The organism is Paraburkholderia sp. SIMBA_054 (genome assembly GCF_046534875.1).
Taxonomy (GTDB): domain Bacteria; phylum Pseudomonadota; class Gammaproteobacteria; order Burkholderiales; family Burkholderiaceae; genus Paraburkholderia; species Paraburkholderia hospita.
On the sequence record NZ_JAWRXV010000032.1, the window covers coordinates 11,936 to 31,199 of the forward strand.

General features: G+C 61.7%; 20 protein-coding genes. 14 read left to right on the top strand and 6 right to left on the bottom strand.

What is annotated here, in order from left to right; translation table 11 throughout:
* The first annotated feature begins 280 nt into the window (after positions 1-280).
* From SB822_RS32310 to SB822_RS32355, 10 genes are all read left to right on the top strand, one after another.
* Entirely contained in the window at positions 281-1,246 is a 966-nt protein-coding gene (locus tag SB822_RS32310; RefSeq protein WP_009770382.1) for a LysR family transcriptional regulator, read from the top strand.
* Between the two features lie 230 nt (positions 1,247-1,476).
* A complete protein-coding gene (locus tag SB822_RS32315; RefSeq protein ID WP_114221709.1) occupies positions 1,477-1,968 on the top strand; it encodes a hydroxyquinol 1,2-dioxygenase in 492 nt (163 codons plus the stop codon).
* A 26-nt stretch (positions 1,969-1,994) separates the two neighbouring features.
* Positions 1,995-2,990 carry a hypothetical protein gene (locus SB822_RS32320; RefSeq protein WP_009770384.1) on the top strand — a complete coding sequence of 332 codons (996 nt, stop codon included), beginning with the start codon at positions 1,995-1,997 and terminating at the stop codon, positions 2,988-2,990.
* Positions 2,991-3,081: 91 nt separating this feature from the next.
* Positions 3,082-4,545: an aldehyde dehydrogenase family protein gene (locus SB822_RS32325; RefSeq protein ID WP_007733299.1), complete on the top strand. Its 1,464-nt coding sequence runs from the start codon at positions 3,082-3,084 to the stop codon at positions 4,543-4,545.
* Positions 4,546-4,568: 23 nt separating this feature from the next.
* Positions 4,569-5,627: a maleylacetate reductase gene (locus tag SB822_RS32330; protein ID WP_410856460.1), complete on the top strand. Its 1,059-nt coding sequence runs from the start codon at positions 4,569-4,571 to the stop codon at positions 5,625-5,627.
* Between the two features lie 64 nt (positions 5,628-5,691).
* Positions 5,692-6,582, top strand: coding sequence for an intradiol ring-cleavage dioxygenase (locus tag SB822_RS32335; RefSeq protein ID WP_410856461.1), 891 nt, complete (start codon positions 5,692-5,694; stop codon positions 6,580-6,582).
* On the top strand, positions 6,579-6,932 hold the full coding sequence (locus SB822_RS32340) for a Rieske (2Fe-2S) protein (RefSeq protein WP_410856462.1): 354 nt from the start codon (positions 6,579-6,581) through the stop codon (positions 6,930-6,932). Before SB822_RS32335 ends, SB822_RS32340 begins: the two co-directional genes overlap by 4 nt.
* Before the next feature lie 86 nt (positions 6,933-7,018).
* Positions 7,019-7,966 carry an ABC transporter ATP-binding protein gene (locus tag SB822_RS32345; protein ID WP_009770388.1) on the top strand — a complete coding sequence of 316 codons (948 nt, stop codon included), beginning with the start codon at positions 7,019-7,021 and terminating at the stop codon, positions 7,964-7,966.
* Positions 7,963-8,724, top strand: coding sequence for an ABC transporter permease (locus tag SB822_RS32350; RefSeq protein ID WP_007733315.1), 762 nt, complete (start codon positions 7,963-7,965; stop codon positions 8,722-8,724). Before SB822_RS32345 ends, SB822_RS32350 begins: the two co-directional genes overlap by 4 nt.
* 131 nt (positions 8,725-8,855) lie before the next feature.
* A complete protein-coding gene (locus tag SB822_RS32355) occupies positions 8,856-10,094 on the top strand; it encodes a sensor histidine kinase (protein WP_007733317.1) in 1,239 nt (412 codons plus the stop codon).
* 62 nt (positions 10,095-10,156) lie between these two features.
* On the opposite strand, the gene SB822_RS32360 is transcribed toward SB822_RS32355, so the two are convergent.
* Both SB822_RS32360 and SB822_RS32365 read right to left on the bottom strand, forming a co-directional pair.
* Positions 10,157-10,282 (bottom strand): hypothetical protein, encoded by a 126-nt coding sequence (locus tag SB822_RS32360; protein WP_007733319.1) that lies wholly within the window; start codon positions 10,280-10,282, stop codon positions 10,157-10,159.
* A gap of 22 nt (positions 10,283-10,304) precedes the next feature.
* Positions 10,305-11,708 carry an OFA family MFS transporter gene (locus SB822_RS32365; protein WP_410856463.1) on the bottom strand — a complete coding sequence of 468 codons (1,404 nt, stop codon included), beginning with the start codon at positions 11,706-11,708 and terminating at the stop codon, positions 10,305-10,307.
* A gap of 603 nt (positions 11,709-12,311) precedes the next feature.
* On the opposite strand from SB822_RS32365, the gene SB822_RS32370 reads away from it, so the two are divergent.
* Entirely contained in the window at positions 12,312-12,527 is a 216-nt protein-coding gene (locus SB822_RS32370) for a hypothetical protein (protein WP_007733323.1), read from the top strand.
* Between the two features lie 24 nt (positions 12,528-12,551).
* Positions 12,552-13,232: a GntR family transcriptional regulator gene (locus SB822_RS32375; RefSeq protein ID WP_090838433.1), complete on the top strand. Its 681-nt coding sequence runs from the start codon at positions 12,552-12,554 to the stop codon at positions 13,230-13,232.
* Positions 13,233-13,293: 61 nt separating this feature from the next.
* Here SB822_RS32375 and sucD read toward each other — a convergent pair whose 3' ends face one another.
* Together sucD and sucC are read right to left on the bottom strand one after the other, a co-directional pair.
* Positions 13,294-14,169 carry a succinate--CoA ligase subunit alpha gene (sucD, locus tag SB822_RS32380; protein WP_410856464.1) on the bottom strand — a complete coding sequence of 292 codons (876 nt, stop codon included), beginning with the start codon at positions 14,167-14,169 and terminating at the stop codon, positions 13,294-13,296.
* Position 14,170: 1 nt separating this feature from the next.
* Positions 14,171-15,382, bottom strand: a complete 1,212-nt coding sequence (sucC, locus tag SB822_RS32385; protein ID WP_009770391.1) for an ADP-forming succinate--CoA ligase subunit beta — start codon at positions 15,380-15,382, stop codon at positions 14,171-14,173.
* Positions 15,383-15,689: 307 nt separating this feature from the next.
* Here sucC and frc point away from each other — a divergent pair, with 307 nt between their 5' ends.
* On the top strand, positions 15,690-16,937 hold the full coding sequence (frc, locus tag SB822_RS32390; protein WP_024163244.1) for a formyl-CoA transferase: 1,248 nt from the start codon (positions 15,690-15,692) through the stop codon (positions 16,935-16,937).
* 57 nt (positions 16,938-16,994) lie between these two features.
* The gene (locus SB822_RS32395; protein WP_079501137.1) at positions 16,995-17,552 is read left to right on the top strand and encodes an NADP transhydrogenase subunit beta; all 558 of its coding nucleotides are present in this window, start codon (positions 16,995-16,997) and stop codon (positions 17,550-17,552) included.
* A gap of 98 nt (positions 17,553-17,650) precedes the next feature.
* Here SB822_RS32395 and SB822_RS32400 read toward each other — a convergent pair whose 3' ends face one another.
* Together SB822_RS32400 and SB822_RS32405 are read right to left on the bottom strand one after the other, a co-directional pair.
* The gene (locus SB822_RS32400; RefSeq protein ID WP_086916543.1) at positions 17,651-17,908 is read right to left on the bottom strand and encodes a hypothetical protein; all 258 of its coding nucleotides are present in this window, start codon (positions 17,906-17,908) and stop codon (positions 17,651-17,653) included.
* Between the two features lie 96 nt (positions 17,909-18,004).
* The gene (locus SB822_RS32405) at positions 18,005-18,949 is read right to left on the bottom strand and encodes a LysR family transcriptional regulator (protein WP_007744251.1); all 945 of its coding nucleotides are present in this window, start codon (positions 18,947-18,949) and stop codon (positions 18,005-18,007) included.
* Positions 18,950-19,264: the final 315 nt, after the last annotated feature.

Consider the following 19,264-nt stretch of genomic DNA (forward strand, 5'->3'; position numbering starts at 1 on the left):
GGCTTTCGCCGTGTCAAGCAACGGCTGTTCCAGGTTTTGGGATTCGCTCGCGTTCGCGGTGCAGCAAGGCCGGCCGACAGGATGCGCACTGTTGCGCCGCACAGTGTTCTGTACAAACTGCACGGCGGCATTGCCGTTTTTACGCGGCGTCCTGATTCGCCGCGCATCGCGATGCCGCGCGCGAAAAAACGTACACTCACCGTATTAGCGGGAACGGCCTTCTTCATGCCATGCAGCAGAGAACGGTCCGTCATTCAGCAGGCGTTGCACAGGAGACAGCATGGATCTGTTCATGTCGATGGAAGCGTTCGTGCGGGCCGCCGAGGCCCAGAGCTTCGCGAGCGCCGCGCGCCAGCTGGGCGTGGCGAAATCCGTCGTCACGTCGCGCGTGAAGCAGCTCGAAGAGCACTTCGGCGTGCCGCTCTTTCATCGTTCGACGCGCGCGGTGCGTCTGTCGGAGATCGGCGAGACCTATTACCGGGAATGCGCCGAACTCGTCAACAAGGTCCACGATCTGTCCGGCCGCTCGGCCGCGCAGCACGAGTCGCTGTCGGGCACGCTCAATGTCCATGTATTGCCAGGTTTCGCGCTCGGTCATTTCTCGCGTGCGCTGATCGAGTTTCGCGAGGCACATCCGCGCATCGAGTTCGTCGTGACGGTCAACGACCGCGTGATCGATCCCGTGCAGGAAGGCTTCGACCTCGCGTTGCAGATCTATCCGCCCGCGTCGAATCTGCTTGTCGAGCGGCGGCTCTTTCCCGTGCGTGGCGTGCTGTGCGCAGCGCCCGGCTACCTGAAGGAAGAGCCCGTGATCGAAACGCCGCTCGATCTGCTGCGGCATGATTTCGCGCGTTACTCGTACTACCCGTGGGGCGACAAGTGGCCGCTGATGAAGGGCAACGAGTGCTTCGAAATCGCGCTGAATCCGGTGCTGAAAACCAATAGCGTGCACTTGCTGCTCGAATTCGCGCGGGCGGGCGCGGGCGTCGTCTATCTGCCGACGATGGTCGCCGCCGCCGATCTGCTCGAACGCCGTCTGGAGCGTGTGCTGCCCGATTACGCGGCGCCGCCGCTGTGGCTGTCGGCCGTGTATCCCGCCTCGCATCGCTCGACGGCGAAGGTGAAGGCGTTCGTCGACTTCCTGCGCGGGCGCTATCTGCGCGAGCCGCAATGGGACAAGGCGCTCGGCATCGCCCCCGACGATGAAGATACGAAGAGCGTCGGCGAAGAACTCGCCGACCAGTGAGCGCCGCACGGGCCACGCGGGCCACACGTCCCGCTCGGCCCGCCCCGCAGGCCTGAACGACGACGCCAGGTAATTTCCCTGGGGTCTTCTGCCCGCACCCTGCGTTCTGATTTGCCGAACCTCGGATCATTGCTGTTGCGCCTCCCGGCACTTACTCTTGCGTCCATGGAATCACGCAAGACCACGCAAGACGTGGCCGACAGAATCAACGCAGATTCAAGGAGGCAGACATGCAGCAGACCTGGTTGGGGAGTCTCGACAACTACCGTAAAGGCTCCATCGAAATCATCAAGGGCAAGCCCGAACACTACGCAATGTCGAATGTGTTCGAAGTCGCGAGCCATGCCGCGCCGTACGAGAAGATCGTGGTCGGCAAGAACCTCAAGTACGTGATCGAAACGCTGCGGGCGGAAGGTACGTCGCCGTGGTTCACGGCATCGCACGACGAATTCTGCGTCGTGATGGATGGCGAGATCGACGTACATTTCATCAAGCCTTCGGACGGCCCGCTGGTCGATGCAGAAACCGAGGGCAGTGTGCGGCTCGACGGCACGCCTTCAGGAAAGAGCATGGGCTTCGTGCGGCTGCGCCGCGGTCATCAGGCGCTGTTGCCCGCGGGCGCCGCGTATCGCTTCGAGACGGCAGGACAAGGCGTGCTGCTCGTGCAGACCATTCTGGGCCGCTATTCGGTCGAGAAGTGGAAAGACATCTGCATTCAGTAACGCACAACCTTTTTCTGGAGTCGGTCATGAGCACAGTCAATACGCTGCAAAACGTCAGCGCAGGCGAGCCGGATGCCGCCACGGGTTATCGCACGTTCCGCCTCGGCGATTTCGAGTTTTCACGCGACGCCTACTTCGTCACCATCAAGTGGCCCGCGAAAGGCCAGCAGCGCTCGCATCAGATGCACGCCGACGACTTCCTTCGCGCGATGATGCGCGACGTCGCGTGGGGCTTCTTCTACGGCTGGGTCAATTTCGACGAAGTGATCGGCACGCGCAATCACTACGGCAAGGTCGACATGTATGCGGGCGCGTATAACGCGAGCTTCCGCGACGCCGCCGTCGATCATACGCAGCAGTTCGACACGCCCGTCATCATGGCGACCTTCAAGGCGATTCTGCGGGACTGGGTCAACGAAGGCTTCGACCCGTTCGCCGCGCCCGAAGAGACGGGTTCCGCATTCGGCGCGAAGCATGGCGACAACATCGCGGCGATCGAACGCACGCGCATTGCCACGAAGCGCATGCCAGGCCTGGAAGGCGATTCGCCGCTGCGCGACGATTTCCCCATCAATCGACAATTCGCCGATGTCGCGCAGGACGAGCCGGAAATTCACGCCGCGCCCGGTTTCGAGAACGAGTTGCACGCGTTCAGCCTGTTCAAGTATTTGTCGCGCTCGGATGTGACGTGGAATCCGTCGGTGACGTCGGTGTGCAAGCAAAGCCTGTTTTGCCCGACAACGGAAGAATTCGTGCTGCCCGTGTTTCATGGCAACGATCGCGTCGAGTGGTTCCTGCAACTGTCGGATCAGATCATCTGGGATGTCGCCGACAAGGACACGGGCGAGCCGCGTGCGCGCATCACGATGAACGCGGGCGACATTGCCGCGATGCCCGCCGATATCCGCCACAAGGGCTATTCGCAGAAGCGTTCGATGCTGCTGGTGTGGGAGAACGCGACGCCCGATTTACCGAAGCGATACGAGAGCGGTGAACTGCCGCCGTATCCGATTCAGCTCTAAGCACTTCCTTTGGTGGTCTCCGAAACACGGCGCTGGCTAGCCGGCGCCGCGGGGACGCTCACGCCCAAACGCCTCATCGAGCAGGACTGACATGCAAACGCAACTCTTCATCGACGGCCGCTTCGTGCCATCGCTCTCGGGCGAAACACTCGCCACGCTCAATCCTCACGACAACTCGGTGATCGCCGAAGTCTCGATGGCGAATCACGCCGACGTCGATCGTGCCGTCGCTGCGGCGAAAGCGGCGTTCCCGAAGTGGAGCAACATGGCGGGCGCCGAGCGCGGGCGTCTGCTGCTGAAGCTCGCCGATGCGATCGAAGCGAATGCAGACCGGCTCGCACGCCTCGAATCGATCGACACGGGTCATCCGATCCGCGACACGCGCAATCTCGACGTGCCGCGCACGGCGGCGACGTTCCGCTATTTTGGCGGCATGGCAGACAAGTTCGAAGGCTCGGTGATTCCCGTCGAGCAGGGTTTTCTGAACTACCTGACGCGCGAGCCGGTGGGCATCGTCGGGCAGGTGGTGCCGTGGAATTTTCCGCTGATGTTCACCAGCTGGAAGATGGCGCCCGCGCTCGCAGCGGGTAACTGCGTGATCATGAAGCCCGCCGAACTCACGCCGCTTTCCAGTCTCGCGATTGCCGAGCTGATGGCCGAGGTCGGTTTTCCGCCGGGCGTCGTCAATATTCTGCCGGGGCTTGGGCATGTGACGGGCCAGTACATCGCCGAACATCCAGAGATCGGCAAGGTCGCGTTCACCGGCTCGACGGCTGTGGGGCGCAAGATCGTGCAGGCGTCGAGCGGCAATCTGAAGAAGGTGCAGCTCGAACTGGGCGGCAAGGGCGCGAACGTGGTGTTCGGCGACGCGAATATCGATGCCGTCGTGCAAGGCTCTGCGTTCGGCATCTTCCACAACCAGGGGCAGGCGTGCATCGCCGCGTCGCGGATGATCGTGCATGAGTCGGTCGCGGATGAAGTGCTGGAGAAGTTCGTTGCGCTCGCGCGTTCGATCCGTATCGGCGATCCGCTCGACCCGTCGACGGAAATGGGCCCGCTGACTTCGCGGCAGCATCGCGATCGCGTGCTGTCGTATGTCGATATCGCGCGCGAGCAGGGCGGACGCGTGCTGTCGGGCGGCAAGTCGCCGGACAATGCGGCGCTCGCGAACGGCTGCTATGTCGAGCCGACCATCGTTGAAGCGAAGCCGACTGATCGTGTATCGCAGGAAGAAGTGTTCGGCCCGTTCATGAGCGTGACGACCTTCCGCACCGACGAAGAAGCGCTCGCCATTGCGAACGGCACGGAGTACGGCCTCGGTGCGGGCCTGTGGACGCGCGATCTGCAACGCGCGCACCTCATTGCACGCGAGATTCATAGCGGCATGGTGTGGGTCAACTGCTACAAGCGCGTGAGTCCGGGCTCGCCGTTCGGCGGCGTCGGCGCGAGCGGCTATGGGCGCGAAATGGGCTTCGAAGCGATGCGCGAGTACACTCAGGCCAAGTCGGTGTGGATCAATGTCGATGCGCAGATCCCGCCTTATTATCCGCGCTGAAACCATGCTGGAACGCTAACTCCATGGAACCGTTCGTCTATCAGGGCTTGCCTTCGCGCGTCGTATTCGGCGTCGGCAGTCTGGATCATCTGGGCCGCGAGATCGAATTGCTCGGCGCGCAACGCGCCATCGTGCTGTCGACGCCGCAGCAGCGCGCACAGGCCGAGCAACTCGCGGAACGCATCGGGCCGCGCGCGGCGGGCGTCTATGCGGAAGCGGTGATGCACGTACCCGTCGAAACGGCGCGTGCAGCACGCGATTACGCGGCGCGTGTCGGCGCCGATTGCGCGATCGCCATCGGCGGCGGTTCGACGACGGGCCTCGGCAAGGCAATCGCGCTCGAAACGTCGCTACCCATCATCGCGATTCCGACCACTTACGCGGGTTCCGAAATGACGCCGATCTACGGCCTCACGGAAGGCGGCGTGAAGAAGACGGGCCGTGACTTGCGTGTGTTGCCGAAGACGGTCATCTACGATCCCTCTTTGACCGTATCGCTGCCGCCCGCGCTTTCGTTGACGAGCGGCATCAACGCGATTGCGCATGCCGCCGAAGGTCTCTACTCGCAGGACGCGAATCCCATCATGAGCCTGATGGCGGAAGAGGGCATACGCGCGTTGGGCGAAGGCTTGCCGCGCGTGATGAAGACGCCTGACGATCTCGATGCGCGCGCCGCGTGTCTCTATGGCGCATGGCTGTGCGGCGCGGTGCTGGGCAGTGTAGGCATGTCGCTGCATCACAAGCTGTGTCATACGCTTGGCGGCACGTTCAATCTGCCGCATGCCGAGACGCACACGATCGTTTTGCCGCACGCGCTCGCGTACAACCGCGCGGCGGCGCCGCACGCGATGCAGCGTATCGCGCGCGCCCTGCATGCGGACGATGCCGCGCAAGCCGTGTACGATCTCGCGCGCGACAACGGCGCGCCGATCGCGCTGAAGGACATCGGCATGAAGGAAGGCGATATCGATGTCGCGCTCGATCTCGCGTTGAAGAGCCCTTATTGGAATCCGCGCGCGGTGGAGCGCGAGCCGCTTCGCGCGTTGCTGGAAAATGCTTACGAAGGACGCAGGCCCGCATAGCGCAGGCGCTATATCGGTGATGCAATGAACAACGCAACCAGCGCCCAGAGAGCGTGAGGACATCATGAGAGAGACAAATAGCAACCCCGCAGTTCACCCTACTACCGACATCGTGCTCGCCACGCTTTCGGGCTGCGCCGACGCGCGCCTGAAAGAGATCATGACGGCGCTCATCAAACATGTGCACGCGTTTGCCGAAGAAGTGCAACTGACGGGCGACGAATGGCGGCGCGGCATCGAGTTCCTCACGCAGACAGGCAAGAAATGCGACGGCATTCGGCAGGAGTTCATTCTGCTGTCGGACACGCTCGGCCTGTCGATCATGCTCGACGCGATTCATCGTCAGCACGACGTAACGGAATCGGCTGCCACGGAGCACAGTCTGCTCGGGCCGTTCTATCGCGAAGGCGCGCACGACGAAGCGTTCGGCGCGAACATCGCCCGCACGGAAGGTGAGCCGGCGCTGTTTCGCGGGCGGCTGATCGACGAGTCGGGCAAGCCCGTGCCGAACGCGCTGATCGAAGTGTGGGAAACGGCCAATAACGGCATGTACGAAGGACAGGACCCGGACCAGCCGGAGAGCAATCTGCGTGGCCGGTTCCGCTCGGGGCCGAACGGCGAATACGCGTTCCGTTCGATCAAGCCGACGCCCTATCCGATTCCGACGGACGGTCCCGTTGGCCAGATGCTGCTCGCGCTCGGCCGTCATCCGATGCGGCCTGCGCATGTGCATTTCCTGATCCAGGCGCCCGGCTACGACACCCTCACCACGGCGCTGTTCAGTTCCGACGATCCGTATGTCGATTCCGATGCGGTGTTCGGCGTGAAGCCTTCGCTCGTGGTCGAATACGCGACGAACGAGAGCCGCGCCGACGCGAAGGAGTGGGACTTGCCGAGCCCGTTCTTCGACGTGCAGCGCGACTTCGTGCTGACGCGCTCAGACGAAGCGGCATGATGATGACGGCCACGGCACTATGTCCGCTCGATGACATCCCCGATGGCGGCGGCAGGCAGATCGCGCCTGCGGGCGGGGGCGAGGCTGCCATCGTCGTGCTGCGCCGCGGCGATCGCGCGTGGGCCTATCGTAATGTATGCCCGCACTTCTCGATCCCGCTCAACTACGAGCCGGACACGTTCTGGACCTATGACAGCGAGCATCTGATGTGCGCGCATCACAGTGCGATGTTCCGTTTCGAGGACGGCGTGTGCGTCGACGGGCCTTGCCTTGGCGCAGCGTTGACGCGCGTGCCCGTGCGCGTCGAAGCGGGGATGGTGATCGAAAGTCAGGAACACGACAGTGTTTGACACAACCGCGCCCATGGGCGGCGTTTGAACATCAAATCGGGCAGAGTAACGGCGTGGCGGGGCGGTATCTGCTATCGTTCGCGTCTATGCTACCCATCATCTCGGTCTCGAATCTGTCGAAGACATACGCATCGGGTTTCCAGGCCCTCAAGCGTATCGACCTCTCCATTCGCCAAGGCGAAATCTTTGCATTGCTTGGGCCGAACGGCGCGGGCAAGACCACGCTCATCAGCATCATCTGCGGCATCGTCAATGCGAGCGAAGGCACCGTGACCGTCGACGGCCGCGATATCCGCAACGACTACCGGGCCGCGCGCTCGCTGATCGGACTGGTGCCGCAGGAATTGACCACGGATGCGTTCGAAACCGTCTGGGCGACGGTGTCGTTCAGTCGCGGCCTGTTCGGCAAGCCGAAGAATCCGGCGCATATCGAACAGGTGCTGCGCGACCTCTCGCTGTGGGAGAAGCGCAATAGCCGCATCATCCAGTTGTCGGGCGGCATGAAGCGGCGCGTGCTGATCGCCAAGGCGTTGTCGCACGAGCCGCGCATCCTGTTTCTCGACGAGCCGACGGCGGGCGTCGACGTCGAACTGCGCCGCGACATGTGGAAGCTGGTGCGCTCGCTGAGCGCGAACGGCGTGACGATCATCCTCACCACGCATTACATCGAAGAAGCCGAAGAGATGGCCGACCGCATCGGTGTGATCAACGGCGGCCAGATCATGCTCGTCGAAGACAAAGTGGAGTTGATGCGCAAGCTCGGCAAGAAGCAGTTGACGCTGCAACTCGAAACGCCGCTCGCGAGCATTCCGGCGTCGCTGGCGGACTATGGGCTGGAGCTTGCGAACGACAACGGCGAACTGATCTACACGTACGACGCCGAACGCGAGAAGAGCAGCAGCATCGTTGCGCTGCTCAACGATCTCAGCGAAGCGGGTATCCGCTTCAAGGACCTGCACACGACGCAAAGCTCGCTCGAAGACATTTTCGTGAGTCTCGTGCACAAACAACAACAAGAGGAGAGCGTGCGATGAACATCCATGCCATCCGCGCAATCTACCGCTTCGAATTGGCGCGCACCGGGCGCACGCTGATGCAGAGCGTGATCGCGCCCGTCATTTCGACGTCGCTCTATTTCATCGTGTTCGGCTCGGCGATCGGCTCGCGCATCCGCGAAGTGGAGGGCATCAGCTACGGCTCGTTTATCGTGCCGGGGCTCATCATGCTGTCGCTGTTGTCGCAGAGTATTTCCAACGCGTCGTTCGGTATCTATTTTCCGCGCTTCACAGGCACCATTTACGAACTGCTGTCCGCGCCCGTGTCGTATCTGGAGATCGTGATCAGCTATGTCGGCGCGGCGGCGACCAAGTCGATCATTCTCGGTCTGATCATTCTGGCCACGGCGGGTCTGTTCGTGCCGTTGCAGGTGCAGCATCCCGTCTGGATGATCGCCTTTCTCGTGCTGACGGCCGTCACCTTCAGTTTGCTCGGCTTTATCATAGGCATCTGGGCCGACAACTTCGAGAAGCTGCAACTCGTGCCGCTGCTCATCATCACACCGCTGACGTTTCTCGGCGGCAGTTTCTACTCGGTCGCGATGCTGCCGCCCGCGTGGAAAATCGTCACGCTGTTCAATCCGATCGTCTATCTGGTTAGCGGCTTTCGCTGGAGCTTCTTCGGGCTGGCGGATGTCAGCGTCGGCATCAGTCTCGGCATGACCGCGCTGTTTCTTTGCATCTTCCTTGCAGTGATCGCTTGGATATTCAAAACGGGCTATCGCCTGAAGTCGTAGTACGATGAACGTCGTTGGCGTGAAGCCGACATGGGAGCGGGCTGGTGTATGCGGGCAATGCGCAGGCAATGCCGCATCGCAGCCGTTCGATATCGCAGCACGACGCTTTGGGCGAGACGCGAGCGACAACCATGGCCACGACGCAATCACGACCGCTCGGCGCATTCGCCGCGCACATCCGCAATAACGAGGTCGAGCTGACTGAACGCTGGCTGAAGGCCGTGTTCAGCGATGTCGAGCTGACGGACCACGACCGTCTGACAAACGAGCAATTGACGGACCACGTACCCGACATTCTCGATTCCATGTGTAGCGCGCTCGAGCAGCAGGACCTCGAAGAGGTCGAGCCCGAAATCGAGCGCAAGGCGAAGCTGCACGGCAAGATGCGCTGGAAGCAGGGCTACCGCATCGACGAACTCGTGCGCGAGCTCGATCTGTTCCGCCAGGTGCTGATGGGTGCGGTCGTGCAGTACGCGGAGACGCATCCCGCCTTTACGCGGCGTCACGAAGAACGTGCGCGCTATTTCATCGACGAGGCCGTCAGCTTCGTCACGCTGACGTCGATACGTGAAGTCGTCACTGAACGCGATCGCAAGATCGACGAATATACGGGGCGGCTCGAACGCGCCAACCACGAACTGCTTCTCAAGCAGAAACTGGTCGGCGAACTGTACGAGTCGCGCATGCAGATCACACGCAGCGTCGTGCACGATCTGCGAAACTTTCTCAATGTGTTTTCGATGGCGTTGCAGCTCGTCGCGCGCGCGCCGGCAAAAACCGAGGCCGCGCTCGCGCTCGCGAACCGGCAGGCCGCCGATATGAAGGTGCTGGTCGATGAACTGGTCGAGTATTCGGTCGTGCTCGGCGACACGAATCAGGCCGCTGTCGAAACCGTCGATCTGCACGCGCTGTTCAACGAACTGGTCGCTTCATGCGGCCCTGCTATCCGCGAGAAAGGGCTCAAGCTGAATGCATCGTTCGACGGGCAACTGGCGTCCGTGCAGTCGAACCGCCTCAAGCTCAAGCAGATCGCGATCAATCTGCTGACGAATGCGTCGAAGTACACGAAGGCGGGCGAGGTCACGCTGGAAATCAGGGCGCGCGGCAACGACGCATGGTGTCTGCGCGTGTCGGATACGGGCGTGGGCATCGGCGCATCGGATCGCGATCGGGTGTTCAAGGAATTCGAGCGCGCCAATGACGACGACGTGCCCGGCGCGGGTCTCGGCCTCGCTATCGTGAAAGAGCTGTGCCGGATGCTGGATGGTGAGTTGCGCTTCGACTCGCAGCGCGGCGTCGGCACGACGTTCGAGATCACGTTCCCGATGCAGCTTCCGTCCGCCGGAACCGCGGACGCGCAAAAGTTCTAGCGCAATAAAAAAGGCCGGGCAGCGATGCCCGGCCTTCTTCAAACTGCGGTGCTGAAATCGGCTCAGCCGAACAGCTTCATCGCCTGCAGCAGCGTGTTCACCACGCCCCACGTCAGCGGAATCAGCACATACACCCAGAACACGGCGAGCAGGCCCTTGTTCGTCGGATGAGCGGTTTGCGTCGACATTGTGTTTCTCCTTTGTCTGACCTTATTTGGCGGCCGCGAGTTGCGCGTCCGTCATGTGATGCTTGTCGTGCACGTGCTTGACGCGCAGGTTGCAGATGAAGCCGATCACGAGCAGCACCGTCATGATGTGCACGGTCATCGTGTAGGCGTCCGCTTTCGCAACGCCATGCGCGACCTGATAGGCACGGATGTAGTTGACGAGCACGGGGCCCGCGACGCCCGCTGCCGCCCACGCCGTCAGCAGACGCCCGTGAATGCCGCCGACGAATGCGGTGCCGAACATGTCCGCGAGATAGGCGGGCACGGTCGAGAAGCCGCCGCCGTACATCGACAGGATCACGCAGTAGCACAGCACGAACAGCGCGATGTTGCCCGTCGACGCGAAGCTCGGCACGAGCCAGTACAGCACGGCGCCCAGCGCGAAGAAGATGAAGTATGTGTTCTTGCGGCCCACGTAATCCGACGCCGATGCCCACACGAAGCGGCCGCCCATGTTGAAGAGCGACAGCAGGCCGACGAAGCCCGCAGCGGCAGCGGCCGTCACCGTGTCCTTGAAGCTTTCCTGGATCATCACGGAAGCCTGGCCGAGAATGCCGATGCCGGCCGTCACGTTCAGGAACAGCACCAGCCAGATCAGGTAGAACTGGGGCGTCTTCAGCGCCTGGTCGATATGCACGTGGTTGCGCGTGATCATCTTCTGCATCGTGGTCGCGGGCGGCGTCCAGCCGGCCGGCTTCCAGTCGGCGGGCGGCACGCGGATCGCGAGTGCGCCGATCGACATCGAAATGAAGTACGCGATGCCGAGCACGATGAACGTTTCAGCCACGCCGATGCTCGTTGCGCTCTTGAAGTGGTTCATCAGCGCGACGGACAGCGGGGCGGCGATCATCGCGCCGCCGCCGAAACCCATGATCGCCATGCCCGTCGCCATGCCGCGACGGTCCGGGAACCAGCGGATCAGCGTCGACACGGGCGACACGTAACCGAGCCCGAGCCCGATTCCGCCGATCACGCCATAGCCGAGATACAGCAGCGCGATCTGGTGCGTCCACACGCCGATCGCCGAGACGATGAAGCCGCCGCCGAAGCAGCACGCGGCCGTAAACATCGTGCGGCGCGGACCGACTTTTTCGAGCCACTTGCCGGCAAACGCCGCCGACAAGCCGAGGCAGACGATCGCGAGCGAGAAGATCCAGCCGAGCGTGGTCAGCGACCAGTCGTCCGGCGCGGACTGCGTGACGCCGATGACTTTGGTGAGCGGCCCGTTGAACACGGAGAACGCATAGGCCTGGCCGATGCACAGGTGCACGGCGAGGGCGGCAGGCGGCACCATCCAGCGGGAAAAGCCAGGTTGGGCGATCGTTGCCTGTTTTGAAAAGAATGATGGCGAGCTGGCGCTACCGCCGGGCTCAGTGATGCTGCTCATGGTCGGTCTCCGATCGGGCTAAACGTCTGGTTATCGGTTGCAATTGCCGAAACTTGAGGTAGCGCAAATTTCACTAGATATGCTGGGCTGCAGCATATTCAGGAACGTGCTACCGGGAGGCCAAATTCGGCAATGGCGAGACGATAGGTGCACGCGACCGGCTTGGCAATATGAGAATTAAGTGCATATGGAAACCGCTGGGACCGTTGTGCGTAGCGGGATACAGCGTTTTCAAGCGACATGCCGCCGCAGGTGACCGCTTGACGCGCCACGCGCCGGTATTCATTTCGGGGCGGAATCGGTACGAGCGTGCAGATTGCTGCGTTAGCACATGGAAAGGCTCGCGCGGGGTTATTTGAAATGGCGTTCGATCCTCGTTTTGCTGTTGATGAACCGTTCTAGAAGTACAGTTCGCCGCACGGGAAAAAAGTACAGTAAGCGCTGGGACGGCCAGCCATCGCGGTTCCGGGCCCGGCGTGCTACGTTGGGATTGTTGCGGCCGCTGAACAACTGTATCTGATATACCACATACAAGATACTTGATTTTTTCCGCGACGCAGCATATGATTGAGTTATCGAATCACTCAATGACGGGAGCATCAAATGGATTTCGTGTCGCTTGCATTCTTCGCCGTTGCTGTCGTGGGCCTGGGTTCGGCCGCAACCGTGCTGCTGACCAAGTGGATTCCGCAGCATGTCGCGGAGCTGGCATCGAAGCACGGCCGTTATGTTGGTCTCGAAGCGGCCACGGTGCGTGAAGCTACGCCGTACCGCTCGCGTGTCGAAGCCGCGATGAACGCGGTCGGCTCGTCGAACTAAGCAGTGTCCACACCCGCACTGAACCTGCCTCTGGCGCTGCAGCCCATCGGCAACAGCGCCAGCCTCCGCGATCAGGCCTACGCGTTATTGCGGCAGGCTATCGCGGATGCCGACATTTACGCGTCGAGCGAAGAGATTCGCCTCGACGAGCGCGCGCTGAGCGAGTCGCTAGGCGTGAGCCGCACGCCCGTACGCGAGGCGATGACGCTGCTGGAGCAGGAAGGTTTTCTGCGCATGGTGCCGAGGCGCGGCATCTATATTGTGCGCAAGAGCAAGCGTGAGATCGTTGAGATGATCCAGATGTGGGCCGCGCTGGAAAGCATGGCGGCGCGTCTCGCTACGCTGCACGCAACGGACGAAGAAATCGCGCGCCTGCGTCACATGTTCGACCAGTTCCGCGATTCGACGCCGGCCGAACATATCGCCGAGTATTCGGACGCGAACATCGCGTTCCATCAGTCCATCGTGCAGCTGTCGAAGTCGCAGATCATTCTCGACACGATCAAGAACATCTTTATCCACGTGCGCGCCATTCGTCGCATGACGATCTCGCAGAGCGACCGTGCGTCGCGCTCGATCGTCGATCATCTGCGCATCATCGAGGCACTGGAAAAGCGCGACACCGAACTCGCGGAGCGTCTCGTGCGCGATCACTCGCTCGGACTGGCGGCTTTCGTCGAAGCGAATTGCGATTTTCTCGACTGAGCGTTGCTGCTCGATGTATCCAAAGGCCAGCGGAACTGACAGTTCGCTGGCCTTTTTCACATCATGACTGCATGGCCTTGAGCATCGTCTCGCCTAGCGCCGCCGGCGACTGCGCGACATGGATGCCCGCCGATCGCATCGCGTCGATCTTCGCGCCCGCCGTGCCCTTGCCGCCCGAGATGATCGCGCCCGCGTGCCCCATCCGCCGTCCGGGCGGCGCGCTCGTTCCAGCGATAAAACCAACCACTGGCTTGTTCGAGCGCGAGTCCTTCAGAAACTGCGCCGCGTCCTCTTCAGCCGAGCCGCCGATTTCGCCGATCATGATGATGCCTTGCGTGTCGTCGTCGGCGAGGAACATCTCCAGGCAATCGATGAAGTTCGTGCCGTTGACGGGATCGCCGCCAATGCCGATGCACGTCGTCTGCCCGAGGCCCGCCGCCGTCGTTTGCGCGACGGCTTCGTAGGTCAGCGTGCCCGAGCGCGACACCACGCCGATCTTGCCCGGACGATGAATGTGCCCCGGCATGATGCCGATCTTGCACTGTCCCGGCGTGATGACGCCCGGACAGTTCGGCCCGATCAGCCGCGTCGCCGAACCGGTGAGCGCGCGCTTCACGCGCACCATGTCGATGACGGGAATGCCCTCGGTGATACAGACGACAAGCGGAATCTCCGCATCGACGGCTTCGAGAATCGCGTCGGCGGCCATTGGCGGCGGCACGTAGATCACGGACGCGTTCGCGCCCGTTGCATCGACGGCATCGGCGACGGTGTCGAACACGGGCAGACCGAGATGCGCCGCGCCGCCCTTGCCGGGCGTGACGCCGCCGACCATCTGCGTGCCGTAGGCGAGCGCCTGCTCGGAGTGAAACGTGCCTTGCGATCCCGTGAAGCCCTGGCAAATCACTTTCGTGTTGCGATCGATCAGTACGGCCATGTCAGTTCGCCTCCGTCGCGTTGTTTTCCTTCACTGCGGCGACGACCTTGCTCGCCGCGTCGGCGAGATGATCGGCCGAGAGAATCGGCAGGCCCGAGTCGCGCAGGATCTGCTTGCCGAGTTCGACGTTCGTGCCTTCCAGCCGCACGACGAGCGGCACGCGCAAGTCCACTTCGCGCGCGGCGCTGACGACGCCTTCGGCAATCACGTCGCAACGCATGATGCCGCCGAAGATATTGACCAGAATCCCTTCCACTTTGGGATCGCGCAGAATCAGGCGGAACGCGGTCGCGACGCGTTCTTTGGTTGCGCCGCCGCCCACGTCGAGAAAGTTCGCCGGCTCGCCGCCATAGAGCTTGATGATGTCCATCGTCGCCATTGCGAGGCCCGCGCCGTTCACCATGCAGCCGATGTTGCCGTCGAGCGTCACGTAGTTGAGGCCATGCTTCGCGGCTTCGAGCTCGGCGGCGTCTTCTTCCGCTTCGTCGCGCAGCGCTTCGATGGACGGATGGCGGAACAGGGCGTTGTCGTCGAAATTGATCTTCGCGTCGAGCGCGATCACGTCGCCTTGCTGCGTGACGACGAGCGGATTGATCTCGACAATCGACGCATCCAGTTCGACGAACGCGCGATACGCGTTGGCGATGAACTGTGTCGCCGACTTGATCTGCTTGCCCGTCAGCCCGAGGCCGAACGCGATCTGGCGTGCGTGGAACGGTTGCAGACCCGTCGCGGGATCGATCGCGACTTTCAGGATCTTCTCGGGCGTGCGCGCGGCCACTTCTTCGATCTCCATGCCGCCTTCCGTCGACGCCATCACTGTGATGCGCGACGTGCTGCGGTCGATCAGCATGCCGAGATACAGCTCGCGTTCGATCGCGCAGCCTTCCTCGATATAGATGCGCTTCACTTCGCGCCCCGCCGGCCCCGTCTGCTTCGTGACGAGCACGTGCGACAGCATCTGCGCCGCATCGAGACCGACATCGCTGACTGACTTGACGACGCGCACGCCGCCTTTGCCGTTCGGATCGTCGGCGAAACGGCCTGCGCCGCGCCCGCCCGCATGAATCTGCGATTTCACGACCCACACCGAGCCGCCGAGCGCGAGCGCCGCGTCCTCGGCCTCCTGCGGCGTGAACGCGACGCGCCCATTCGGCACGGCGACGCCGTAGCCCTTCAGCAGTTCCTTCGCCTGATATTCGTGAATGTTCACCTGTCTCCTCGCTGGATGGATTCGACGCTCGGTGGCGTCAATTGAAAGGGCGGTCGGCTCAGGGTGGAAATATGGTATGTGATATATCAGAGATGCTCAAGCAGATAAATGGATCGGGGTTTTCCCTTTGTGAAGCGAGTTCTTAATGCGTAATTTGGCGCCTTCTCCTTGTTTCGTAAGGCTTTTGTCGCTTCTCAAGGATTCCGCTTACGAAGGTGAAAGCGCTTGCAGCGATTAGATATATCACATACCGTATAGAACACGGACGGTCGAAAACAGAGCGTCAGGTGCTCGGAGGGGACACAAGATGGGCAAAGCACTCGACGGTGTGCGCATTCTCGATTTCACCCACGTGCAATCAGGCCCGACCTGCACGCAGTTGCTCGCATGGTTCGGCGCAGACGTGATCAAGGTAGAGCGCGCGGGCGCAGGCGACATCACGCGCGAACAGCTGCGCGACATCCCCGACGCGGACAGCCTGTACTTCACGATGCTCAACCACAACAAGCGCTCGGTCACCATCGACACGAAGAATCCCGAAGGCAAGCTCGTGCTCGAGGCGCTGATCCAGAAGTGCGACGTGCTGGTGGAGAACTTCGCGCCGGGCGCACTGGACCGCATGGGTTTTACGTGGGAGCGCATCCAGGAGCTGAACCCGAAGATGATCGTCGCGTCGGTCAAGGGCTTCGGTCCCGGGCCGTACGAAGACTGCAAGGTCTACGAGAACGTGGCGCAGTGCGTGGGCGGCGCGGCCTCCACCACGGGTTTCGACGATGGCCCGCCCGTCGTGACGGGCGCGCAGATCGGCGACAGCGGCACGGGCCTGCACCTGGCGCTGGGCATCGTGACGGCGCTCTATCAGCGCACGATGACGGGCCGTGGCCAGAAGGTGCTCGCGGCGATGCAGGACGGCGTGCTGAACCTGTGCCGCGTGAAGCTGCGCGACCAGCAGCGGCTGGAACGCACGGGCGTGATGAAGGAGTACCCGCAGTATCCGAACGGCACGTTCGGTGAAGCGGTACCGCGCGCGGGCAATGCATCGGGCGGGGGACAGCCGGGCTGGATTTTGAAGTGCAAGGGCTGGGAGCACGATCCGAACGCGTACATCTACTTCATCACGCAGGCACCCGTGTGGGTGAAGATCTGCAACGTGATCGGCAAGGAAGAGTGGGCTACCGACCCCGAATACGCGACGCCGGGCGCACGCCTGCCGCGCCTGAAGGAAATCTTCGCAGAGATCGAACGCTGGACGATGACGAAGACCAAGTTCGAGGCGATGGAGATCCTGAACAAGTACGACATTCCGTGCGGCCCGATCCTGTCGATGAAGGAGATCGCGGAAGACGACTCGCTGCGCAAGACGGGGACGATCGTCGAGGTCGATCACCCGGTGCGCGGCAAGTATCTGACGGTGGGCAACCCGATCAAGCTGTCGGACAGCCCGACGGACGTGACACGTTCGCCGCTGCTCGGCGAGCACACGGACGAAGTGATGGCCGAACTCGGCTATTCGCGTGAACAGATCGAAACGCTCAGAACAGCTGGCGCGATCTGAGCGAAGCACAAAACGAACAAGCGGAACAAGCGCGTATGCGCGACGCAAGGAGATGACATGCCGGAAGGTGCGGGCTTCATCGCGTGGTCGGGACTCGAGCGCCTGGAGCTGTATGTGTTCGTGTTTTCGGGCGCATTGCTGCTGGCGATCGCGTCGACCGCGTTCGTCAACCGGCTCACGCATCGCGGGCGGAACATGCGGCAAGTCGCAGCAGGCGACAAGCTCGTCGATCTGCTGGCGATGGGATTGTGTATCTGGCTTGGTTACGCTTTTGTCAACGAGCCTGCGCAACTGCCGGGCATCGCGGCGCTATTCGCTGTGAGCCTGCTGGCTGCCGCGCTGGGCGCACATGTGATGCTGACCACGCACGAGCACGGTGTGCGCGCGCCGGCGCATTGCGGTATGTTGGCGCGGCGTGGTGTGTCATTGCGCGTCGCGTGGGACGGTGACCCTGCGCGCATGCAAGCCGCCGACGATTTCACGCAGCGCTGGACATGGACGAGCAATCCGCCCCGCACGCAGGCACGTTGCCTGTCAGCCGCGAGAGGCACGCATATGACGCACGCGGCGATGCGCGTACGCAGCCGCCAACGTTATCAGGTCAAGCGTCACTGAAGTCACTGAACAAAACACAGGACGGCCGCGCTTCGCGAATCGTCGGATTCACGAAGCACAGCCGTCGGAGAGAGTCATCGATGAACTGCAACCCTGCGTCATTGAGCGACGGACCCGCGATAGAACTGGCTCTTCCGGTCGAAGATCAGTTGCGCGAGAAAGTCGGCGTCATAGGCGTTGAGCAGATGCGATTGAAAGCGCTCGATATAGGCGGTAATGCGCGCCGTTTCATTGCTGACGTCGTCGAAGAAATCGAGCGTGGCCTGGCTCCAGCGAAACCGCAGGCCCAGATCGCTGAACGCGGCGTTGTAGGCGCTCAGCAGTGCTTCATTGTGCAGATCGGCAGACTGATTCATCGCAATGCTCCTATGTCGAGTGACGAGGCTCGACAGAAGCATAGGAGCCGCAATGAATCTGCAATAGTTAAAGTTTCATTGGCTATCCATAGCGTGTCACTTATGGACGGCCAGTTGATTCACGCGCGTAATCTGCTCGATCAGGGCCGCGCCTTCTTCCATCAGAAAGCGCTTGAACGCTACGGCAACGGGCGGCAGCCGCTTGTTCTTGCGATGCACGACGTACCAGTTGAGCATCACCGGAAAGTCTTCGACATCCAGCACGACGAGATGCCCGACCTGCAATTCGAGGCTGATCGTATGCGCCGACAGGAACGCGATGCCCATGCCCGCGATCACGGCCTGCTTGATGGTCTCGGTGCTTTTGATTTCCATCGCGATCTTCAGGTTCGTGAGGCGCCCCGCAAAGCCTTCTTCCATCGAATTCCACGTGTCCGAGCCGCGTTCGCGCACCACGAAGGCCTCGCTCGCAAGCTGGCTGATCTTGATGTTGCGCTTGTTGGCGAGAGGATGCGTGGGCGCCGCGACGATCACATACGGATGCGGCGCGAACACTTCGTTGATCGCATCCATTTCCTGCGGTGGACGCACCATCACCGCGAGATCGGTCTGATTGGTCGACAGCTGATGCAGCAGTTCTTCGCGGTTGTGCACGGCAAGATTCAATTCGACACCCGCGTAGCGACGCGTGAATTCGGCAAGCAGGCGCGGAAAGAAGTAGTCGCCCGCGCTGATCACCGCGACGTTCAGCTTGCCGCCCGATATGCCTTTGAGCTGGCCCATCGCTTCGTCGACTTCATGAAATTGCTGAATGATCGCGCGGCTGTAGTGAAGCATTTCGGTGCCCGCCGGCGTCATGTAGATCTTCTTGCCGAGCTGCTCGAACAGCGGCAAGCCGGCATGTTCTTCGAGCTGCCTGACCTGGGTGGAAACGGCGGGCTGCGTGAGGTGCAGTTCCTCCGCCGCGCGCGAAAAGCTCAGATGCCGCGCCACTGTTTCGAAGACTTTCAGCTGGCGGAGGGTCGCGTTACGCATTGTCATGGCGGATGTATAAGCGAAGGTGAATCCTCATGGTAACAAACTTTAATTATCAGTAATTCAGCATTGACCCTAGCATGGATTCTGTAATGGACGATTCGCAGCACGAGCATCGGGTTAACGCTTAAAACAAGGCTCCGATGCGGAAAAGACAAGATCCGATGACGGCTGCTTTTAACAGGCGAATAAAGAAGACGGTAAATCGGATTAAAGGATTTTTATAAAAGAAGTAGTGGAATTGGCATTGCGCAATACCCCGAAGCAGCCCGTTTGGGGACACAACTATAAGGTGGCATGCATACAGACCGGCGCTTTGGC